Raw genomic sequence first — 18,045 nt, forward strand, 5'->3', positions numbered from 1 at the left:
AATAGAGTAAAAATAATTTTTTAAATTGTTCACGTGAAATGGCTCATAACAAAATTACAATAAATAACAGCGCAATCATTTTTTCTGGCATTCTTCTCCTCTTTGATGTTCGTGGTTAATATTTCTATCTATAAAAAATTAACTAAAGTGGGGCTTTCTTTATTTAATGAATAATTTTTACTTTCTGTATCTAGCAAATCATCTACTTGTTCTTTTAATTCCAGTATCGCCTTACCTGCTCGTACTGCCTGTTCACAGTTAATTGCTTCAATAACTAAAATAGCATTTTGAGTGGTTTCTTGCAACATAGTTCGTTGTGCTTCACGCCAATTTAAACACCGGCAAATTGCTCCCTTTTCATCATAATAAATAAGCTCTTCTGGCAACGCTGGTGAATCCCTTTCTGCTCCAAGTGGAAAGAAACTTTCACCACCTTCAGCTTTACCTAAGTGTAAATTTCCTACTATTTTATCTAGGTCTTCTCCTCCTGCTGGTACAGCATATTTCATAGAAATACTATTATAAATGTCGACAAGCGGATTAATAGGGAAAAAATCACGATTTTGATTCACTCGCTTTAATAGTGCTTCTATAGAAGAACGTGCTCCCTTTTTTGTTTTAAATTTTTTAAAGGCTTCACGCCATTCACGAATTACCTTATTTTCACTAAATATTTCATGATCTAAAAATTGCATCCCTGCTTTTTTTCCTTGATTTAGTAATTCAACAAAATATTTTTCTTTACCTTTACTTACAGAATTGTCAATATTCTTTATAACTAAAAGATTAATTTGTGCATCTGGAAATAGTTTCCAAAATTCTGAATCTACAATGATATTTTTCATGCTGTTACCTCTCAATCTTTTTCTGTAAAATTAGATCTTTTTGTGGGTCATCCCCCATAAAAAAAGTGTGTGAACCATTTTGTTCAAATCCTCTTTTTTCGTAAAAAGAAATAGCATTAAAATTATACTCCCAAACACCCAACCATATAATAGATTTATTTAAATATACTGCAACTTGTTCAGCATAACTCATTAAATATTTGCCATAACCTTGCCCTAGATAAGGGGTTCTAATATAAATTCTTTCAACTTCCAAGGCATTCTCAGCTGTATCTTCTGATTGTGCATTTCCAATGTTTAATTTAAGATATCCAATAGTTTTACCCAATTTTTTCAAGAAAAAGAAGAAGCTGTTTGGGTTCTGTAATTCTCCGGTTAGTTGGGCAAGATTATAATTTTTATTCAAAAACTCTGTTAGATTTTCTGTTGTATTTTGTTCTTTGAAAGTATCTGAAAATGTTTCAATGCTAATCTCTTGTAATTCTTCGACATCAATCACCGTACACTGAACCAGTTCAACGTTTTCCATTTTGAGACTCCTTTAATACTCACGTTTATTCCCATTTTTTACAAACTGCCAATCTGAATCAATATTTTCTCGCATTTTGACTAATAGCGTCTTCAATAAATGAATTTCTTCTTCTGAAAAATTTTGAAGTGCAACTTCATTTGAATACTTGTTTTCTTTAAGAATAAAAAAAGTAGCTTTCTTTCCTTTGTTTGTAGCATAAAGGTGTTTTATTTTTCTATTTTGTTTATCAGCTCTTTTTTCGATAAAGTTATTTTTTTCTAATTTGTTTATGGCCCTTGACAGTGTTGTTCGATCAACTTTAATTAGTTCTGCCAACCGCTCAGGAATAATTCCTTCATTTTCATAAATACGAACTAAATATAAATACTGTCCCTTGGTTAAAGTCAGATCTTTAAATTCTATGTTAGCTATAGTATCTAAAGCTCTTGCTATTACACCAATATCTCTTAAAACATCTTCCATAAAAAACAACCCTTCCAAATTCTTAACAAAAGAATACTACTTTTTTGTTGTATTTGCAACAATTTTATTGTTCATTGTGTTTGAATTAAAAAGACTACTCTATTATTAAAGAATAGTTTCTTGTCATTTAATCACTCGACTCGTTTTACTAACATTAAGATCAATTTCTGGCCTCTTAGGCACGACGCCACTAGGATTAAGTGAAATTAGGCTAATATGCTAATGTTTTTTAATATGTTTCATATTCACTGCTTCTTGAATTCCTGATCAATTATATAATTCTCGTGTATAACGCCATAAATTATCATAGACCATTATTCGTAATAATACATTTAAAAAGCACGTCAAACCAAATTAAAGCTGGAAATAAGAACCTATCTGCTTCTGTTAGCTGCTCGCTTAATAAGAACCGACTTGTCGATAACCTTTCTTCAATTTCATCTAACCAGTCAAATAAATGAGCGACTTCTTTATCATAGAATATTTGTTCATTAGCAAGACTTAACTTACCGACTACATTATTAATTTAATGAAATCAGTAACGAAGCAATTAAAACAATGTAAGAAAACAAATCTCAAGCTGCCGGAAAATTTATATAAGATTTTAAATGAAAAAACTCGCTGCCGTACAAAAAACAAGCAAGGTAAACAGCTTTTTGAACAGCCTGCCTTGCTTGTTTTATTCGTTGTTATTTATTCTTTAATAAATAGAAGCTACATATTAGCTAAGAATTAACTCTTCTAGTTTAGTCGGCTTTTTGTCAAAATACAATAGCTATCTGAAGTTATTAGCACTTTATCTGCAACTCCCTGACTTTCAAAATAATCCATAATCTTTTCTTCAATAGCGCTAGCTTTGACTTTCAAATACAGCATTTCTACCATCATTTCCCTAGCTTCCATCATTATATTGAAGTATCTTTTTTCTTCCTCGCTAGGTTCTTCAGTAAAAAAAGTGCGCTCACACTCAGCCGCATAATCATCCAATTTAAATATAGCTATATTTACGTTGGCTCCTTTACCAATGACAGAATTCTGGTGAAACAAGACTGTGTGGCATATAGCTATACTCAGCTGGTCAAACGACATTTTGTTTCTGTTGGCTCCTTCCTGTGTATTTAGATAATTCTTCTTGATAAAACTTGAATCGTTTCTTCAACAGTCGTCCCTATTTTAACAATGCCTAAAGTTAATTTCACAACATCAACCGCTATCTCTTAGCCACCGCATCAATTTTTTCGATTTCATAATCGCTTTTGATCATACGTAATTTTTTTACATAGTCTGTTATCACCTGGTTCGGTCATTACATCGAAATAAGTGGTTAAATCATACTGCATCTACATGCAATTCTTCCAGTTTAGGGACAATAAAAAGGGACTTTCTATCTGGAAAAAGAACGTCCTTTGCTCTGGACGATATAGAATATTAGAAAAGTACCAAACATCTTCGGAATCCGTTATAATATATCCATCTAACTTATTTTCTTTTAATAACCTCTGCAAATTTATTGTTTTTGTTCAATTTGTACATCTTTTGTAGACGAATATCCATTATTTTCTATCGTAACAGGGGTGGAATTATTACCATTAGCAATCACTTTGTCCCCTACTGAAAATCTTTCTACAATTCCGCCGTCCACATGATAGCTATTCACGTCATCACCATTTGTTACTATGCTATTTTTAACATGGAGCTGCTTGACTTTACCGCCTTCTTTAACGCTAATCCCATCAGCAGCTAAATTTATCAGTACACCTTTGACTAACGTTTTCCCAAGTGCGCCATTTGTTTCAACATTATTTTCAATAGTTATATCTCCTACAGGTTTACTAATTTGGATGCCTATTGAACCATTACCATGGGTCGTAATCGAGTGAAAAGTTGCCTCTTTGATTGTCCCATCATATTGATTGAACCCGCGTGCTCCAAGACCAAACGTTTCAATTTTGCTTTTTGCTTTAAAAGTATGAACTATCCCAAAATTAACAAACCCAATGCCATTGGGACCATAAGAAAAGACTGGCCCTTCAAGTATCCAATCAGAAACTTCACCCCATACATCTAATACCATGTCATTAGTCCCATAGCTTACAACATTTTCTTTGCTAATAATTTGTTTGGCCTTTGCACCGGTTAAAACAAAAATGGCTCCTGTAATTAAGTTAGGTTGTCCTTGAGGGATCATTCCGTTAGTGTAAACGGCTTTTGTTGTCAGTTTATTGACTAGCACACGACCACCTTCTTCGTTGAATCCGGCAATAAAAATGCCTGAGCCAATCACGGGAGCACCCGCTCTTCCCACTGAAATATCTTCTAAGTTTGCTTCAATTTGGCTGTCTGGATTGCTATTATAATTATAGATAGTAAAGGCTCCTTGATAAACATTTGCCCCATATTTATGTGGCTGTTCGGGAAATTTACGAGTATCACTGGCAACAATATCAATATTTTTAGCCGTTAATTTTGTTTTTAATGTATTTTCTCGAGTGATTAGTTGAATTTGTCCGGTAACAGTTAAGTTTTCTAATCGAATTTCTCCCAAATCTTCTTGAACTGTTTGGATAAAAACCGCCCGATGAGTGGGATCTGTTTGAATAGTAATATTTGATAAAGTATTATTTCCCGTTAAACCAAAACCATCGCTGTTAATAAAGCTAAGAAAAATCGTGCTGCCAGCAGCTCCCACTAATTTCATCCCTGTTGGAAGAATAATCGAGTTATCAAAAGACATTGAATTTTGAATCTCTAAGACCGAAGATTGATTTTTCTGAACCGCTGTTAGTAATTCAGATGAAGTATATATTTTTTCCATTTGCTATCTCTCCTTGTATATTAAATTGATCAATTAAATAACTTTTTGTACTGATCAGTACAAAATGATGAAAAAAATAACGTTTTCAGAATCAAAACGTTATTACAAATTATAAATGACATTTTCAACCATATGTTCAACATCGGATCGATCCATCTTTGCCTTTGCCATGACATTAATACTATGGTTCAAATTTAAAAACAAAAACGCTTGTGCTTTTATATCCACTGAGGCCGCAATTTCACCGCTTTGCTTCCCTTTTTCTAACAAATCAAAAAATATTTTCTCTAGTTCTGTAAATTGATCTTGCACCAAAGCATCAACTTCAGGTTTTAAAGATTCAGAAAGCAAAATATCCTCAACAGCTGTATTGGTAATCAAGCATCCTAAAGGCGAAGAGTATGAAGCTGCAATGCGTTGTTTAAAATATTCTCTTAACCCTTCTTTTACATTGCAAGCATTTAATAAAATCTCTTTGCGAAAAGCCGTTTTTTTACGATAATGCGCAATACAAGCTGTAAATAAATGTGCTTTATCGTTAAATGTATTATATAAACTTGACCGACTAATACCGGTAGCCTGTAATAAATCCTGCAAACTGGTCTTTTCATACCCCTTTTGCCAAAATACAAGCATCGCTTTATCAAGGATTTTCTCCTGATTAAAATCAACAGTGCGTGTCACCTAAACACCCCCTACTTTTATAGTATATATTAATTGTACCGACCAGTCCAATAAAACTTACAAAACATAAGTCAATACAAAGCTATATCAATTACTTTCATTATTATGTTAAAGTTTCATTTCTTGATAGCCATCAATTTCTTCTTCAATTTCTTTAGCTATACTGTAGTTGTTAAAAGAAGAGGAGATGTAAAAATGAAAATACAACAATGGATAATGCAGCATAAGAATCATTTGACGCTTATTAATGGTCTATTGATTCTTTTGGCTGGTGTTTCAAAATTCTTATTCACATGGACATTCGGTTATCAGATTGCCATGTTGATTGCTTCGGTGATTGGCATGCTGCCAATTTTCCTACAAGCTTATCAAGCATTGAGAGTAAAAGTTATCAGTATCGATTTATTAGTAAGTGTCGCCATTTTCGGTGCACTTTTGATTGGGGAGTATAATGAATCAGCGATTGTCGCTTTTTTGTTTTTATTCGGTAGCTTCTTAGAGCAAAAAACGCTAGAAAAAACTCGCACAGCCATTCATTCTTTGACCCAAATGGCACCTAAAAGTGCGCTAAAGATAACAAATGATGGAAGCACGGAATCAGTGGAAATCGATGATATTGCTAAAGGAGATCGTTTGTTAGTAAAAACAGGCGCTCAAGTCCCTGTGGACGGCATCATTGATGAAGGCGAGGGCTATTTAAATGAAGCCAGTGTAACCGGCGAATCGCAGCAAAGAAAAAAAGAAAAAGGCGATGATGTTTTTGCTGGAACTTTTTTAGATAATGGCACCTTAAAAATTGTAACAAAAAGAGTTGGCGAAGATACTACTTTTGGAAAGATTATCGAATTAGTGGAAGAAGCACAAGATAGTAAATCCAATGCGGAACGTTTTATCGATAAATTTGCCAAATATTACACACCAGCTGTCCTTCTCTTAGCTTTTATTGTCGGGATATTTTCTCAAAATATTCGATTAGCCATCACCATCTTAGTTTTAGGTTGTCCAGGCGCTTTAGTGATCGGTGTTCCTGTTTCAAATGTCGCAGGAATTGGAAGTGGAGCCAAAAGTGGTATTTTAATCAAAGGTGGCGAAGTGATCGACAAATTTAGCAAAGTAGATACTTTTGTCTTTGACAAAACAGGGACTTTAACCATGGGGAAACCAAGTGTGTCCGCCGTCAAAAATTATACTGATAATTTCACTGAAAGCTTAAAAATTACCGCTAGTATTGAAAGAGAGTCCAATCATCCACTAGGTCAAGCAATTGTCGATTATGCGAACGTTTCTAGTTATGTTCCTGTGGATCAAACCAACGTGGTTAAAGGTCAAGGTATTATAGCAACTTTATCCGATAAGAAGGTGTTGATTGGAAACCAGTCATTAATGGTAGATCACCATGTCTCCCTCTCCAAATCTGTCAAAAAAGACATTCATCAACTGCAATCTACGGGACACTCTTTAGTGATGGTTGCGATTAACGGTCAGCTATCCTTATTAATAGGCATTAAAGATCAAATTCGACCCGGTACAAAAGAAACACTCGCTCATTTAAAACAAACGGGTATTAAGGACCTCATTATGCTAACCGGCGACAACCAAGAAACCGCAGAAAGTATTGCCCAAGAGCTGGGGATCACCAAAGTTTACGGCAACCTACTGCCAGAAAACAAGGCGGATTATATTCGTCAGTTACAAAAAAAGGGGCATCAAGTTGCTTTTGTCGGTGACGGCGTAAATGATAGTCCTTCCCTTGCTTTAAGTGATGTGGGAATAGCCATGGGCGGCGGAACAGAAGTTGCAATTGAGACCTCCGATGTTGTTTTGATAAAATCAAATTTCGAAAGAATCGCCAAAGCTTACCATCTTACGAAAAAAATCGCCCTTAACATGCAAGAAAATATTATGATTGCACTTGCCACTGTCTTATTGCTGCTTATTGGTTTAATTTTCGGCTATATTTATATGGCAAGTGGGATGTTTGTTCACGAACTAAGTATTTTGATTGTCATTTTTAATGGGATGAGGCTCTTACTCGGTACAAAGAAAAAAGCATAAAAATTGATAGCTATCAATTTTTTCTTTTATAAAATATTTTATGCTAACAATAGAAAATAAAGAGGAGGAATTTTATTATGGAAAAAGTCATTATTCAATTAGGAACATTAACTTGTCCCTCATGCATGCAAAAAATAGAACAAGCAGTGAAAAAAGAAAATGGCGTGGAAAAAGTGAAGGTATTATTCAATGCAAGTAAGGTCAAAGTTGAAATCGACCCAGCGTTGACAAATGCCGAAGCTCTCAAAAAAGCGATTGAAAAAGTCGGTTACACCGTAGAAAGCACAAAAACAAAGGAGCTTTCTTAATGAGTCCAAAAGAAAAATACCAAGAAGAATTACAGCAAAGTGAAATTGACCATCATACACCGACAGCTGGAGCGATGGTAGGACATATTTTATCAAATCTCATCATTCAACAGAATAAATTAAGACAAATCGTTTATTATGTAAAAGGAACAGATCAAAGCTTTATTCAAGAAGTCTTCCCCCAATTAATCAACCAAGAAGACCGGTTATTTGACGAATTGAATCATTTGATGTTAGATGAAGGAGAAGTGATCCCGACAACGACAGAGGAGTTCACCCAATATAGCATGTTGGAAGAAAATGGTCGTTTAAAATATGAAACAGCAAGCTTTCTGTTGATGGAGACGGTCAAAGACTTTGCGACGCAATTACTATTTATTACTAGAGGAATTACCCTAGCAGAAAATGAAAACAAATTTGGTATCGCAGATTTTTTAAAACAGTTAAATACTTGGATAAAACACCAAATCTTTGTCATCCAAAGTTATTTGGGACATGAGGTTTCTGAAGGTTTAGAAGAAGACGAAGATGAAGAATAAAAGAGGTTGATTATGAGTCAAAAAGAACATTTATGTGTCACATTGGTTCCTTTATTTAATCATTTAGATTGGGAAGATCAAAAAAAGATTCACCAGCTTGTTCGACATATTACCTTTAAAAAAGGAGAGACCGTTCTTTCTCCTTATGATGATCCACAGCTTGTAATTGTCGCTTATGGGCTTTTCAAAGTTTATCAACTTTCCCCAAGCGGCAAAGAACAATTACTAAGGGTCGTGGAACCTGGTGGCTATGAGGGAGAAAATGCCATATTTGGCGTTGAGAATAGTAATCTTTTTGGGGAAGCTTTACAAAAAACTCAAGTTTGTATATTAAAACAAAGTGATTTTCAAGGGCTTTTAAAAGCTTACCCACAATTAAGTTTAAAACTTTTAACCATTAATGCCCAAAAAAATGCCAAAGTTGAAGAGCAGACTCAATTTCTCACGATGGAAAAAATTGAAGAACGGCTGGCTATCTATCTCTTGGATTTAGCGAAAGCTACAGAAAGTTCCCAAGTAAAAATTCCTATGAAGATTAAAGAATTGGCCGCTTTTCTTGGAACCACCCCAGAAACATTATCGCGTAAATTGAAATCCTTGGAACGCGCACAATTGATTAAAAGAGAAAAACAAACCATTCAGCTTCTTGATTACGAAGGTTTAGAAGAAATTTAACGTATAAACTAGGATGAATATGCTTTTAAGTACAGAGGAAGAAGCTATTGTTTTTTAATAAATAAGTCAAAGAATTCTTCAAAAAAGGATTGTAATTTTATATAAAATCGCTTAAAATATTTATTAGATTATAATAATTCTAATCTGTCTTTCTTATCTTTATTAAAGGAGCGTGATTCTAGGAAATATTTTTTTGATTTATAGATCGCAGGTTAGGCGGAAGTCGTAAAGAATAATTGATAACTATTATCAATTAGATGATATGTTTAACTTACAAAAAAGAGGAGGAATTTTCAATGAAATTTGAAAAGACAAAAGAAACATTAAATCAATTAGTAGCAGATTTAAGTCAGTTCGCGGCTGTTATCCATCAAACCCACTGGTACATGCGCGGTCCAGAATTCTTAACATTACATCCAATGATGGATGATTATATGGATGAAATTAACGATCAATTAGATGAAATTGCAGAACGTTTGGTTGCCTTAGATGGCTCGCCTTATTCCACCCTACAAGAATTTGCGGATCATACTGGAATCAAAGATGAAGTTGGCACTTGGGATCGTTCAATGAGCGAACGATTAGAAACTTTGGTATCTGGCTATCGCTATTTAGCAGACCTTTATCAAAAAGGAATTGAAATTTCTGGCGAAGAAGGCGATGATTCCACACAAGATATCTTTATTGCTTACAAAAGAGATATCGAAAAAAATATATGGATGATTCAAGCTGAACTTGGCCATGCGCCAAATAATGACCCAGCATAAAGTTCTTATTTCTCTAAACAACAAGACGATCTTGCTAGCTTTTATAAGCGAAAAAAGCTTAAAATTTGTAATAAAAAAAGACTGGAAAAATGAAAATTCATTTTACCAGTCTTTTTTCTTTTCAATTAACTATTATTTTTAAACACTTGAAACCAATATATTGAGTACTTAGCATTAGCTCATTACCAGATTTTAACTCCAAATAATTCCTTAATTCCTGACAAAATCAGTGTAGGCAATGCAGGAACAAACAAAACGATTAGATAAACAAAACCATCAAGCGGAGCTGTCCCCATCACTAAGTTAAAGAATGGAATAATTGTTACTAAGAAAGAAGTCATTCCAGCAAATAAAACAGCTGCCACTAAATATTTATTTTCAAAAGGATTTCGTTCAAATAATGTCCTGGTACTGCGCGCATCAAATACATGCCATAATTGCCCATAAACCAAGGTCAAAAAAGCAACCGTTTGAGCTTGACTACTTGTCATTCCTTCATGAGCAGCCCAAAGGAATGCTACATAAACCAATAGTCCCATGAAGAAACCACGAATTAACACGCGCGACCAAATGTAATTTGCCAATACTGATTCATTTGGATCACGTGGGTCTTCTTCCATTATATTTGCCTCTGGAACATCATAACCTAAAGAAAAGGACGGAACGGCATCACTAATCATATTTACCCATAGTACCATTAAAGCAGTTAGTGTTGGCGTAGCGCCAGATACGTGACCAACGGTTTGAGTGAAAAATAGCAAACCAATTAATATAGATAAAACTTCAGCCACGTTGGTTGTCAATTCATGGCGAATAAAGTTTTTGATATTGCCATAAATGGTACGACCGCTTTTAACAGCATTTTCAATTGTGGTAAATTTATCATCTAATAAAACCAAATCGGCAGAATCTTTCGTTACTTCTGTTCCGGCAATCCCCATAGCAATACCAATATCAGCAACTCGCAATGCAGGAGCATCATTCACACCATCACCCGTCATTGCTGTGATTTGACCATCTCTTTGTAATTGTTTAACAATCCGTTGTTTATGTTCAGGAGATACACGAGCGTAAACATTGGTTGTTTTAACTGTTTCGAACAACTCGTCATCCGTCATTTTTTCGATTTCTGCCCCTTTAACTACAGGAGCTTTTTTACTATCTACAATTCCCAGTTCAAATGCAATGGCTCGTGCAGTCTTTTCATGATCTCCTGTGATCATAACCACTTCAACGTTGGCATTGTGTAATGTTTGAACAGAGACTTTCACTTCTTCACGCGCCGGGTCAATAATTCCAGCCACACCTGTTAATACGAGAGAATGTTCTAAAGTTTCTGCTGTACCATTTAAAGCTTCATCTTCGCTAATTTCTTTTTGTCCAACAGCTAATGTACGCAAAGCGTCATCAGCATAACCATCAACGATCGATAAGAAGTTATTTTTTTCTTCTTCCGTTTGGTCTACTTCATCGTCTTTTAAAACGCCAGCACTACGATTGATCATCACATCGGGTGCGCCTTTGGTATATAAGGTATACTTGCCGTTTTCTTTAACGACCACACTCATCATTTTACGACTACTTGAAAAAGGGAGTGTGCGAATAATCTCTTTATCTTTTTCTAAATCTTCTCGGCTGATATTCACTTTTTTACCTAACACAGTTAAAGCGACTTCTGTCGGTGTTCCTAAAGGAGTATATTCTCCCTGCTCATTTTCTTGTACCGAAGAGTCATTACATAAAACGGCACCGTATAAAAAGGCCTTGGAAGCAGAAACTGGATCACTTCCAGCATTTTTAATTTCACCTTTAGGCGTGTAACCTAACCCTGTAACTTCGTATTTATGACCATTGGCATAATATTGGACAACAGTCATTTCATTTTTGGTTAATGTTCCGGTTTTATCCGAACAAATATAGGAAGTCGCACCTAAAGTTTCCACACTGTTTAATGACTTAATAAGACCCTTATTTTTAGCCATAGAACTAGCACCAATCGTTAATACAATCGACAACACCGCTGGCAGGGCATCTGGGATAGAGGCAACGGCCAGTGCAATCGAAGTTGATAATACCGAACCAATAGATTCAAAACTAAGCTCGCCTGCTTGGATAATTCCAGCGATAAGAGTGAACACAACAACACCAGCAGAAACCCACATAAGGGTTTTTGTTAGTCTATTAACAGTATTTTGAAGTGGTGATGGTTTCGTTTCAACCGATTCGATCATTTGAGCGATATTCCCTAATTCGGTATTCGCTCCTGCAGCAACAACCACGCCGATTCCTTGACCGTTAGAAACCGTAGAACCAGAAAAACCCATATTGGTTCGATCACCAAGTTCAGCGTCTTCGTTAATTGCCTCCGTATTTTTTTCAATCGCATCAGCTTCGCCCGTTAAATGAGATTCAATCACTTGAAGTTCATTGACATCTAACCAGCGAACGTCAGCTTCCACAAAATCGCCTACTTGGTTGCTTACAATATCACCAACGACCATTTCGTTCACCGGAATCGTCTGCCACTTTCCATTACGCAATACCGTTGTATTTCGACTATTCATTTCTTTTAGTGCATTTAAGCTTTTACGCGCACTAATTTCTTGCCAAAAACCTAAAAAAGCATTGATAATAATTAAAATAAAGATAGCTGCGGCTTCATATAATGACTCATATCCACTTTCCGTATTTCCTTGAATTTGAATGTCATGAAAAGCACTTAATAATGACAGGACGATTGCTCCCATCAATACAATGACAATCGGCTCTTTGAAATTTTTAAGAAAGACCTTCCAGTAAGGATCCTCCTTTTTTTCGGGCAGCTTATTCTCGCCGTATTTTTCACGTTGTCGGCTTACTTGTTCGTCTGTTAACCCATTTTCTAGGTCAACTTGAAAATCTTTTTTTATCTGCTCTTTTGTTTGTTGGTAGAGCTTCACTTTCTTCATCCTTTCTATTTTAGATAAAAGCATAAAAAGCGCACGCTAACAAGAACTTCCTCACCCTTGGAAGAACGTCTTGAAAGCTTGCGCTTCAACCTGCTTTTTATTTAAATGTATTTGAAAAATCAAACATCATTACCTAAAACAGCATAACAATATTTTATGGAATTTTCAAGTCACTAGTTTCAAAAAGAATGAATAACTTTTACTTGATAATAGATCGCTGACCTAGTGAGAAAGACTCATTTTTTCATAAATCTTAATTATTTTCTACCAAATCCCGTCTTCTATAGCCTAACCATCCAATGACAATCAGTATTAAGCTAATCACGCTAATGACTGCAAAAATCGTCACATCAAAGCTCTCTATTGGTATTTCAGCGGGCCAATTGAATATAGCCGTTTTATTTATCCATTCAGGCAAGTCAAGAATGTCTTTAAAATAATTTAACACGAAGGTATAAACAAGATAGACGTAAACTATCTTATTTAGCTGCGGCAACCACCCTAAGAATACTGAAGCGATTCCTACAAAGAAAAGCAATGCTGGAAAAAGGTTATAGCCGGCTGCTAAAAAGTCATTAAATTGTAATTCAAAATCTCCAGTTGTTGCAGCAATTGCTGCTGTGCCCAATCCAGTAGATACTAAAAAAACTCCTACCATGCCTGCTACCACTGCTAAGCAAACTGTTGTCATAAATAAGCGAGTACGACTTACCTTTGTCGAAAAAATCTGACTAAAACGCGAACTCGTTTCTTCGGTAAATAGTTTATTGATTAAAGAAATAGGCAAAATCGTCGTTAATAAAACAAGAATAGACATAATAGTTGCTGTAAATGAAGCTTCAATCGAGCTTCCCTCTTGGCTAAACATTTGTTCGACGAGTTCATTACTGGAAAGAAAAACTCCCATATCCCCATAAATTGAACCATAAGTTGCTCCCAGAATGAAGCAAGCGAGTAACCAGCTGATAATCGTTGTTCGACTAATTCTAAATAGTAAGCCATGAATAGAGAGTAAAGTTCGCTTAGCTTCTGGTTTTCCTCCTCTTTCTGGAAAATATCCAGTTCCCATATCACGCCGATTTTCTAAAAAGCTAGCGAAAAAGAATAAGGCAACAGATAAAATCGCACTATAAAGTAAAGGTAACCAATGATTTTCTGTAAAGGGATAAGTTAAATAGGTCCATCCCATTGGATTCAGTGTTGACAAGTCTAGATTAGACACATCACTGCCTGCTCGTAAAATGTACAAAAGTCCAATAAATCCAAGTGTGCTTCCCACAGCTCCTGAAGAAGTCGACATTAGTTGAGCAAAAACTAAAGCTAGCATAGCTCCTAGCATTCCCGATAAGCTAATCGCACTGGCAAATAATAAAGCTCCTTCTAAATCAAAGCTTTGTACGTTAAAAAGCATTATGAATCCACTAATGAAAAAAGCTAATAATAGATTTATGACAAAAGTTTCTACTATTACTGCCAAAGAATTGGCCTGTCTTCCCACTTGAAAAGAACGAACCATTTCGCTTAATCCTTGTTCTTCTTCTTTGCGTGTATGACTAATCACATGTAAAGTTGAAATAATCATTGCAAATAAACTACAAAAAAGTAACATTTCGTGGGCATACATGGCACTTATCGTATAGTCTACGGCCTTTTCAATGGGAGTTGGGCCAACGATGGAAATCATTGCGGGATTTTTCATCGTTTCAAACATTCCCACTAAGCCCTGCCCTTTGGCAATTTCTTCAAAAGCGGGTACAAATCCTCCAGAAAATAAACCTAGACCGAATAGCCAAAAAATGATCTTTGCCCAATCTCGTTTACAATATTGGATAAATAATAAATGCCATCGAGCAATCTTTTCGTTCAAATTCCTCTCCTCCTCTCACAAAACTAACCTTCATAGTGACGCATAAACAAATCTTCCAGGGTAGGAGGAACTGATTCAATTTGCTCAATCCCCAGTTTTGTCATTTGTATCATAATATCATTGACCACCGATTGATCGGCTGAAAATGTTGCTTGATAAGGTGAAATAGCTTTAAAATCATGTATACCAGAAGTATCTGCTAATTCTTTAATCGGTTCTTTAGTCACTACTGTAATGGTCGGACGTGTAAGATGACGCAATTTTGATAATGTACCCGATTCAACGATTTGGCCTGCGCGAATAATGACCACCCTATCTGCTAAACGTTCTACTTCACTTAGAATATGAGAAGAAAGTAAAATAGCCTTTCCACTCTTCTTTAATTGCTCCACTTCTTCTTGGAAAATGGCTTCCATTAAAGGATCCAAGCCAGAAGTAGGTTCATCAAAAATATATAAGTCGGATTCTACAGATAAAGCAGCAATGAGTCCTACTTTTTGGCGATTCCCTTTCGAATAACTTTTGGCCTTTTTGCTAGGATCCAATTCAAAGCGCTGAATAAGGCGTTCTTTTTTACCCTTGTCTCCATTCCCGTGTAATTTCATAAATAAATCAATAATTTCTCCGCCTGTCAAATTTCCCCATAAAGCAACATCACCAGGAACATAGGAAATTCGTTTATGAACTTCCAAGCTTTCTTGCCAGACATCCTTATTAAAAATTTTTGCTTCTCCGGCATTTCGGTTAATAATCCCTAGTAAAATCCGAAGTGTTGTCGATTTACCTGCGCCATTAGGACCAATGAACCCAACGACTTCTCCTGAATGAACGGTAAAAGATACGTCTTTTAGTGCTTCTACCTTAGCAAAACTTTTTTGTAACTTCTGAACCTTCACAATCTCTGACATTACACATAGCTCCTTTATCTTCGTTTGTTATATGCTTTCCAGTTTAGAAGTAAAATATTTTCTAACAGGCACCACACATGCTTTTGAAATGAATCACTTCACTAACCAAAGTTCATTTACGAACTCATTATATTCATACAAAAATAAAAGGTCAATTTAAAATGAATTGAATTAAGAACTAAAAAGAATTGTTAATCTATAATTTTCAATATATAATATATGAAGAAAAAATTATGAACTATTTGTTTAAAAATATTTTCGGAAAGTGGGTAAAACATTGAATGGGTTTGAGAAAAGAACCAGCGAGAAAAAAATCAGGTGTTAATCGCTGCTTTTCATTTAATGAATACAGAAAATGGGATAAAAAATCTAAAAATAGACAATTTAGTGGAAAAATCAGGCGTTGGGAAAACGACCATTTTTAAATATTTCGGCAACAAAGAACGTATCATTCATGAAGTTTTTAAGCGATTTATTAATAAAATGATCAGCGATGCCGAAATAATAACTGAACAAAAACAGCCCTTTGAAGAAACGCTTGTATCCTTAAGTTATAACAAAATGGATTATCTTGAACAAGTCCATCATCAATTTTATCTTGACTTGATGGCTTATCTAACAACTGCAAAAGGAAATGGGCTTTCTGTTTTGATGCAGTTATATACCAAACAGTCGAGGGATATGATGCTTGATCTTTTTCACCGCGGTCGCAAGGAAGGTAAAATAGATCTGAAATATTCCGATGAATTTTTATTACTTTATTTTCAAGCCACAGTTGAAGGAATATCTAATCCAAAAATATATGAAAATCTTGCCCCTTATACAAAACAGTGGGTAGAATTGTTGATTAAAGGGTTGGCTCCCAAATAATTTAAAGACATTTAAAACTAAAAATAATATCCGTAAATAGCGACCAAGAGTGGAACGCTATTTACGGATATTGTTGTCCAATGTTTTGAACGACTTTATTCTATTATAAACAGCAAAAAAATTCAAATGGGCAAGCGTTATTTATAGTCTAAAAACGAATGCCTATTTATATGAATCATTTCCACTGTATGTTCTATAAAAAATAGACCATAAGTTTAATTACCAACAAAATAACTAGCCAATCATGACTGTTTCTTCTGGGTATTTAAATTTAGCTTCTTTTTTATTTGCACGTACAACAAGGGAGAAGAAAAAGGTCATCGCTCCTACTCTACCTATAAACATCAACAATACAATAATTATTTTCCCAATAACTGATAAATCAGGTGTCAGGCCCATAGTAAGTCCTACTGTTCCAATTGCTGAAATCACTTCAAATACGATATACTCTAACCCCAAACCATTAACATCAGGGATAGTCTCTGTGATGGAAAGAATAATTGAGCTTAAAATAATCAGTGTTAAAAATAGAAAGAATAGACTAAACGCACGCATAACAGTTCCTTCTTTAATCATACGTCCATGAAACTCTGCCTGGCTTCGGCCTTTAAATGTACTGTGCATTCGAATTAATAATACGCCAAGTGTTGTCGTCTTTAGTCCACCAGCCGTCGATCCAGAAGTTCCTCCAATAAACATCAAAATCATAGTTAACATTAATCCCGCATGAGTCATTGAAGCATAATCAATGGAGAAAAAACCAGCGGTACGTGGCGTAACAGCCATAAAAAAGGTATTAAAGAAACGTTTTACCGGATTCTCTTCAACAAAGAGAACAGGATTGTGATATTCTGTAACGAAAAAACCCAAAGTTCCTAAGACTAATAGACTAATAGTCACTAAAAGAGCAATTTGACTATGCAGATTCAAATGGATCTTTCGTTTAATCAATGACAATAAGCTACTCCAAACAAAAAAACCAAGACCCCCTGCGATAATTAAAAAACTTATTACCATTAAAACCCAAGGATCCTTTTGAAAAGAAACCAAACTATTTCCAAATAAGTCAAACCCTGCATTACAGAAACTTGAAATAGCGTGAAAAAGACTATACCATAATCCCTTCTGCCAGCCCATCAGAGGAACAAAACGCAGTGCTAATAAAACGATTCCTAATCCCTGTATACTAAGCGCAATTTTTAATAAGCGCAGCAGTGAATGTACTTCTCCAGACATTTCTTCGGAATTTAACGCTTCTCGTAGAACCATCCGAATACTTAAACTAATCTTCCTTTTTGAAAGAACAAAGAACATCACTGGAATTGACATGAAACCTAAACCGCCGATTTCAATGAGTAATAAAATAACCGCCTGTCCAAAAAAAGTCCAATGTTCACTCGTTGTAAGCGTAGTTAAGCCAGTCACACAAGTAGCTGATGTAGCTGTAAAAAGCGAGTCTATAAAAGAAGTAAACTCGCCACTTTTAGACGAAATAGGAAGCATTAACATACCCGTTCCTATCAAAATTAAACTAGCAAACCCGAGTGAGATTATTTGAAAAACAGTTAAATGAAATCGTTGAATTTTTTGCATCATAACAGCTAGCTCCTCTACTGAAATAAGCTTATTATAATGAACTCCTGCGCCGTTTTCAACAATTATTTGTAGTTTTTGCTTTAGCCATTTACTATTCAAAGTTTCTAATAAAAAAGGAAACACTCAGAATAGGAATATATTCAATTGATACAATAGTTTTCAAACGATCAAAAA

At 35.1% G+C, this 18,045-nt stretch carries 17 protein-coding genes and 1 pseudogene; 6 read left to right on the forward strand and 12 right to left on the reverse strand.

Features of this window, described 5'->3' with window-relative positions; translation table 11 throughout:
- Positions 1 to 128 precede the first annotated feature (128 nt).
- From TS1_RS08230 to TS1_RS08255, 8 genes are all read right to left on the reverse strand, one after another.
- The gene (locus TS1_RS08230; RefSeq protein ID WP_068709686.1) at positions 129 to 845 is read right to left on the reverse strand and encodes a B3/B4 domain-containing protein; all 717 of its coding nucleotides are present in this window, start codon (positions 843 to 845) and stop codon (positions 129 to 131) included.
- A 4-nt stretch (positions 846 to 849) separates the two neighbouring features.
- Positions 850 to 1,374: a GNAT family N-acetyltransferase gene (locus tag TS1_RS08235; protein WP_068709688.1), complete on the reverse strand. Its 525-nt coding sequence runs from the start codon at positions 1,372 to 1,374 to the stop codon at positions 850 to 852.
- A gap of 12 nt (positions 1,375 to 1,386) precedes the next feature.
- Positions 1,387 to 1,839, reverse strand: a complete 453-nt coding sequence (locus TS1_RS08240; protein ID WP_068709690.1) for a MarR family winged helix-turn-helix transcriptional regulator — start codon at positions 1,837 to 1,839, stop codon at positions 1,387 to 1,389.
- Between the two features lie 304 nt (positions 1,840 to 2,143).
- Positions 2,144 to 2,365 (reverse strand): glutathione S-transferase C-terminal domain-containing protein, encoded by a 222-nt coding sequence (locus TS1_RS12840; protein ID WP_083498270.1) that lies wholly within the window; start codon positions 2,363 to 2,365, stop codon positions 2,144 to 2,146.
- 215 nt (positions 2,366 to 2,580) lie between these two features.
- Positions 2,581 to 2,928 (reverse strand): M24 family metallopeptidase, encoded by a 348-nt coding sequence (locus TS1_RS08245; protein WP_068709693.1) that lies wholly within the window; start codon positions 2,926 to 2,928, stop codon positions 2,581 to 2,583.
- 251 nt (positions 2,929 to 3,179) lie between these two features.
- A complete protein-coding gene (locus TS1_RS12845; RefSeq protein ID WP_169792365.1) occupies positions 3,180 to 3,344 on the reverse strand; it encodes an aminopeptidase P family N-terminal domain-containing protein in 165 nt (54 codons plus the stop codon).
- Positions 3,345 to 3,346: 2 nt separating this feature from the next.
- Positions 3,347 to 4,654: a hypothetical protein gene (locus TS1_RS08250; RefSeq protein ID WP_068709695.1), complete on the reverse strand. Its 1,308-nt coding sequence runs from the start codon at positions 4,652 to 4,654 to the stop codon at positions 3,347 to 3,349.
- A gap of 102 nt (positions 4,655 to 4,756) precedes the next feature.
- A complete protein-coding gene (locus tag TS1_RS08255) occupies positions 4,757 to 5,338 on the reverse strand; it encodes a TetR/AcrR family transcriptional regulator (protein ID WP_068709696.1) in 582 nt (193 codons plus the stop codon).
- Positions 5,339 to 5,533: 195 nt separating this feature from the next.
- Here TS1_RS08255 and TS1_RS08260 point away from each other — a divergent pair, with 195 nt between their 5' ends.
- The 5 genes from TS1_RS08260 to TS1_RS08280 all read left to right on the forward strand — a co-directional run bounded on the left by TS1_RS08260 (position 5,534) and on the right by TS1_RS08280 (position 9,682).
- Positions 5,534 to 7,393 carry a heavy metal translocating P-type ATPase gene (locus tag TS1_RS08260; protein ID WP_083498269.1) on the forward strand — a complete coding sequence of 620 codons (1,860 nt, stop codon included), beginning with the start codon at positions 5,534 to 5,536 and terminating at the stop codon, positions 7,391 to 7,393.
- Between the two features lie 77 nt (positions 7,394 to 7,470).
- Entirely contained in the window at positions 7,471 to 7,701 is a 231-nt protein-coding gene (locus TS1_RS08265; protein WP_068709697.1) for a heavy-metal-associated domain-containing protein, read from the forward strand.
- Positions 7,701 to 8,240, forward strand: a complete 540-nt coding sequence (locus TS1_RS08270) for a ferritin family protein (RefSeq protein WP_068709698.1) — start codon at positions 7,701 to 7,703, stop codon at positions 8,238 to 8,240. The genes TS1_RS08265 and TS1_RS08270 overlap by 1 nt, the downstream gene beginning before the upstream one ends.
- Positions 8,241 to 8,252: 12 nt before the next feature.
- Positions 8,253 to 8,915 carry a Crp/Fnr family transcriptional regulator gene (locus TS1_RS08275; RefSeq protein WP_068709700.1) on the forward strand — a complete coding sequence of 221 codons (663 nt, stop codon included), beginning with the start codon at positions 8,253 to 8,255 and terminating at the stop codon, positions 8,913 to 8,915.
- Between the two features lie 296 nt (positions 8,916 to 9,211).
- Positions 9,212 to 9,682: a Dps family protein gene (locus tag TS1_RS08280; protein ID WP_061840855.1), complete on the forward strand. Its 471-nt coding sequence runs from the start codon at positions 9,212 to 9,214 to the stop codon at positions 9,680 to 9,682.
- Positions 9,683 to 9,864: 182 nt separating this feature from the next.
- On the opposite strand, the gene TS1_RS08285 is transcribed toward TS1_RS08280, so the two are convergent.
- The 3 genes from TS1_RS08285 to TS1_RS08295 form a co-directional block, all read right to left on the reverse strand.
- Positions 9,865 to 12,621 (reverse strand): cation-translocating P-type ATPase, encoded by a 2,757-nt coding sequence (locus tag TS1_RS08285; RefSeq protein WP_068709702.1) that lies wholly within the window; start codon positions 12,619 to 12,621, stop codon positions 9,865 to 9,867.
- A 262-nt stretch (positions 12,622 to 12,883) separates the two neighbouring features.
- Positions 12,884 to 14,497 carry an ABC transporter permease gene (locus tag TS1_RS08290; protein ID WP_068709704.1) on the reverse strand — a complete coding sequence of 538 codons (1,614 nt, stop codon included), beginning with the start codon at positions 14,495 to 14,497 and terminating at the stop codon, positions 12,884 to 12,886.
- Positions 14,498 to 14,520: 23 nt separating this feature from the next.
- Positions 14,521 to 15,405 (reverse strand): ABC transporter ATP-binding protein, encoded by an 885-nt coding sequence (locus tag TS1_RS08295; RefSeq protein WP_068709706.1) that lies wholly within the window; start codon positions 15,403 to 15,405, stop codon positions 14,521 to 14,523.
- A 277-nt stretch (positions 15,406 to 15,682) separates the two neighbouring features.
- On the opposite strand from TS1_RS08295, the pseudogene TS1_RS08300 reads away from it, so the two are divergent.
- A pseudogene (locus TS1_RS08300) lies at positions 15,683 to 16,275 on the forward strand (TetR/AcrR family transcriptional regulator).
- A gap of 234 nt (positions 16,276 to 16,509) precedes the next feature.
- On the opposite strand, the gene TS1_RS08305 reads toward TS1_RS08300, so the two are convergent.
- Positions 16,510 to 17,868: a TrkH family potassium uptake protein gene (locus TS1_RS08305; RefSeq protein ID WP_174519337.1), complete on the reverse strand. Its 1,359-nt coding sequence runs from the start codon at positions 17,866 to 17,868 to the stop codon at positions 16,510 to 16,512.
- Positions 17,869 to 18,045: the final 177 nt, after the last annotated feature.

It is taken from the genome of Tetragenococcus solitarius NBRC 100494, assembly GCF_001544195.1.
GTDB classification, from domain to species: domain Bacteria; phylum Bacillota; class Bacilli; order Lactobacillales; family Enterococcaceae; genus Tetragenococcus; species Tetragenococcus solitarius.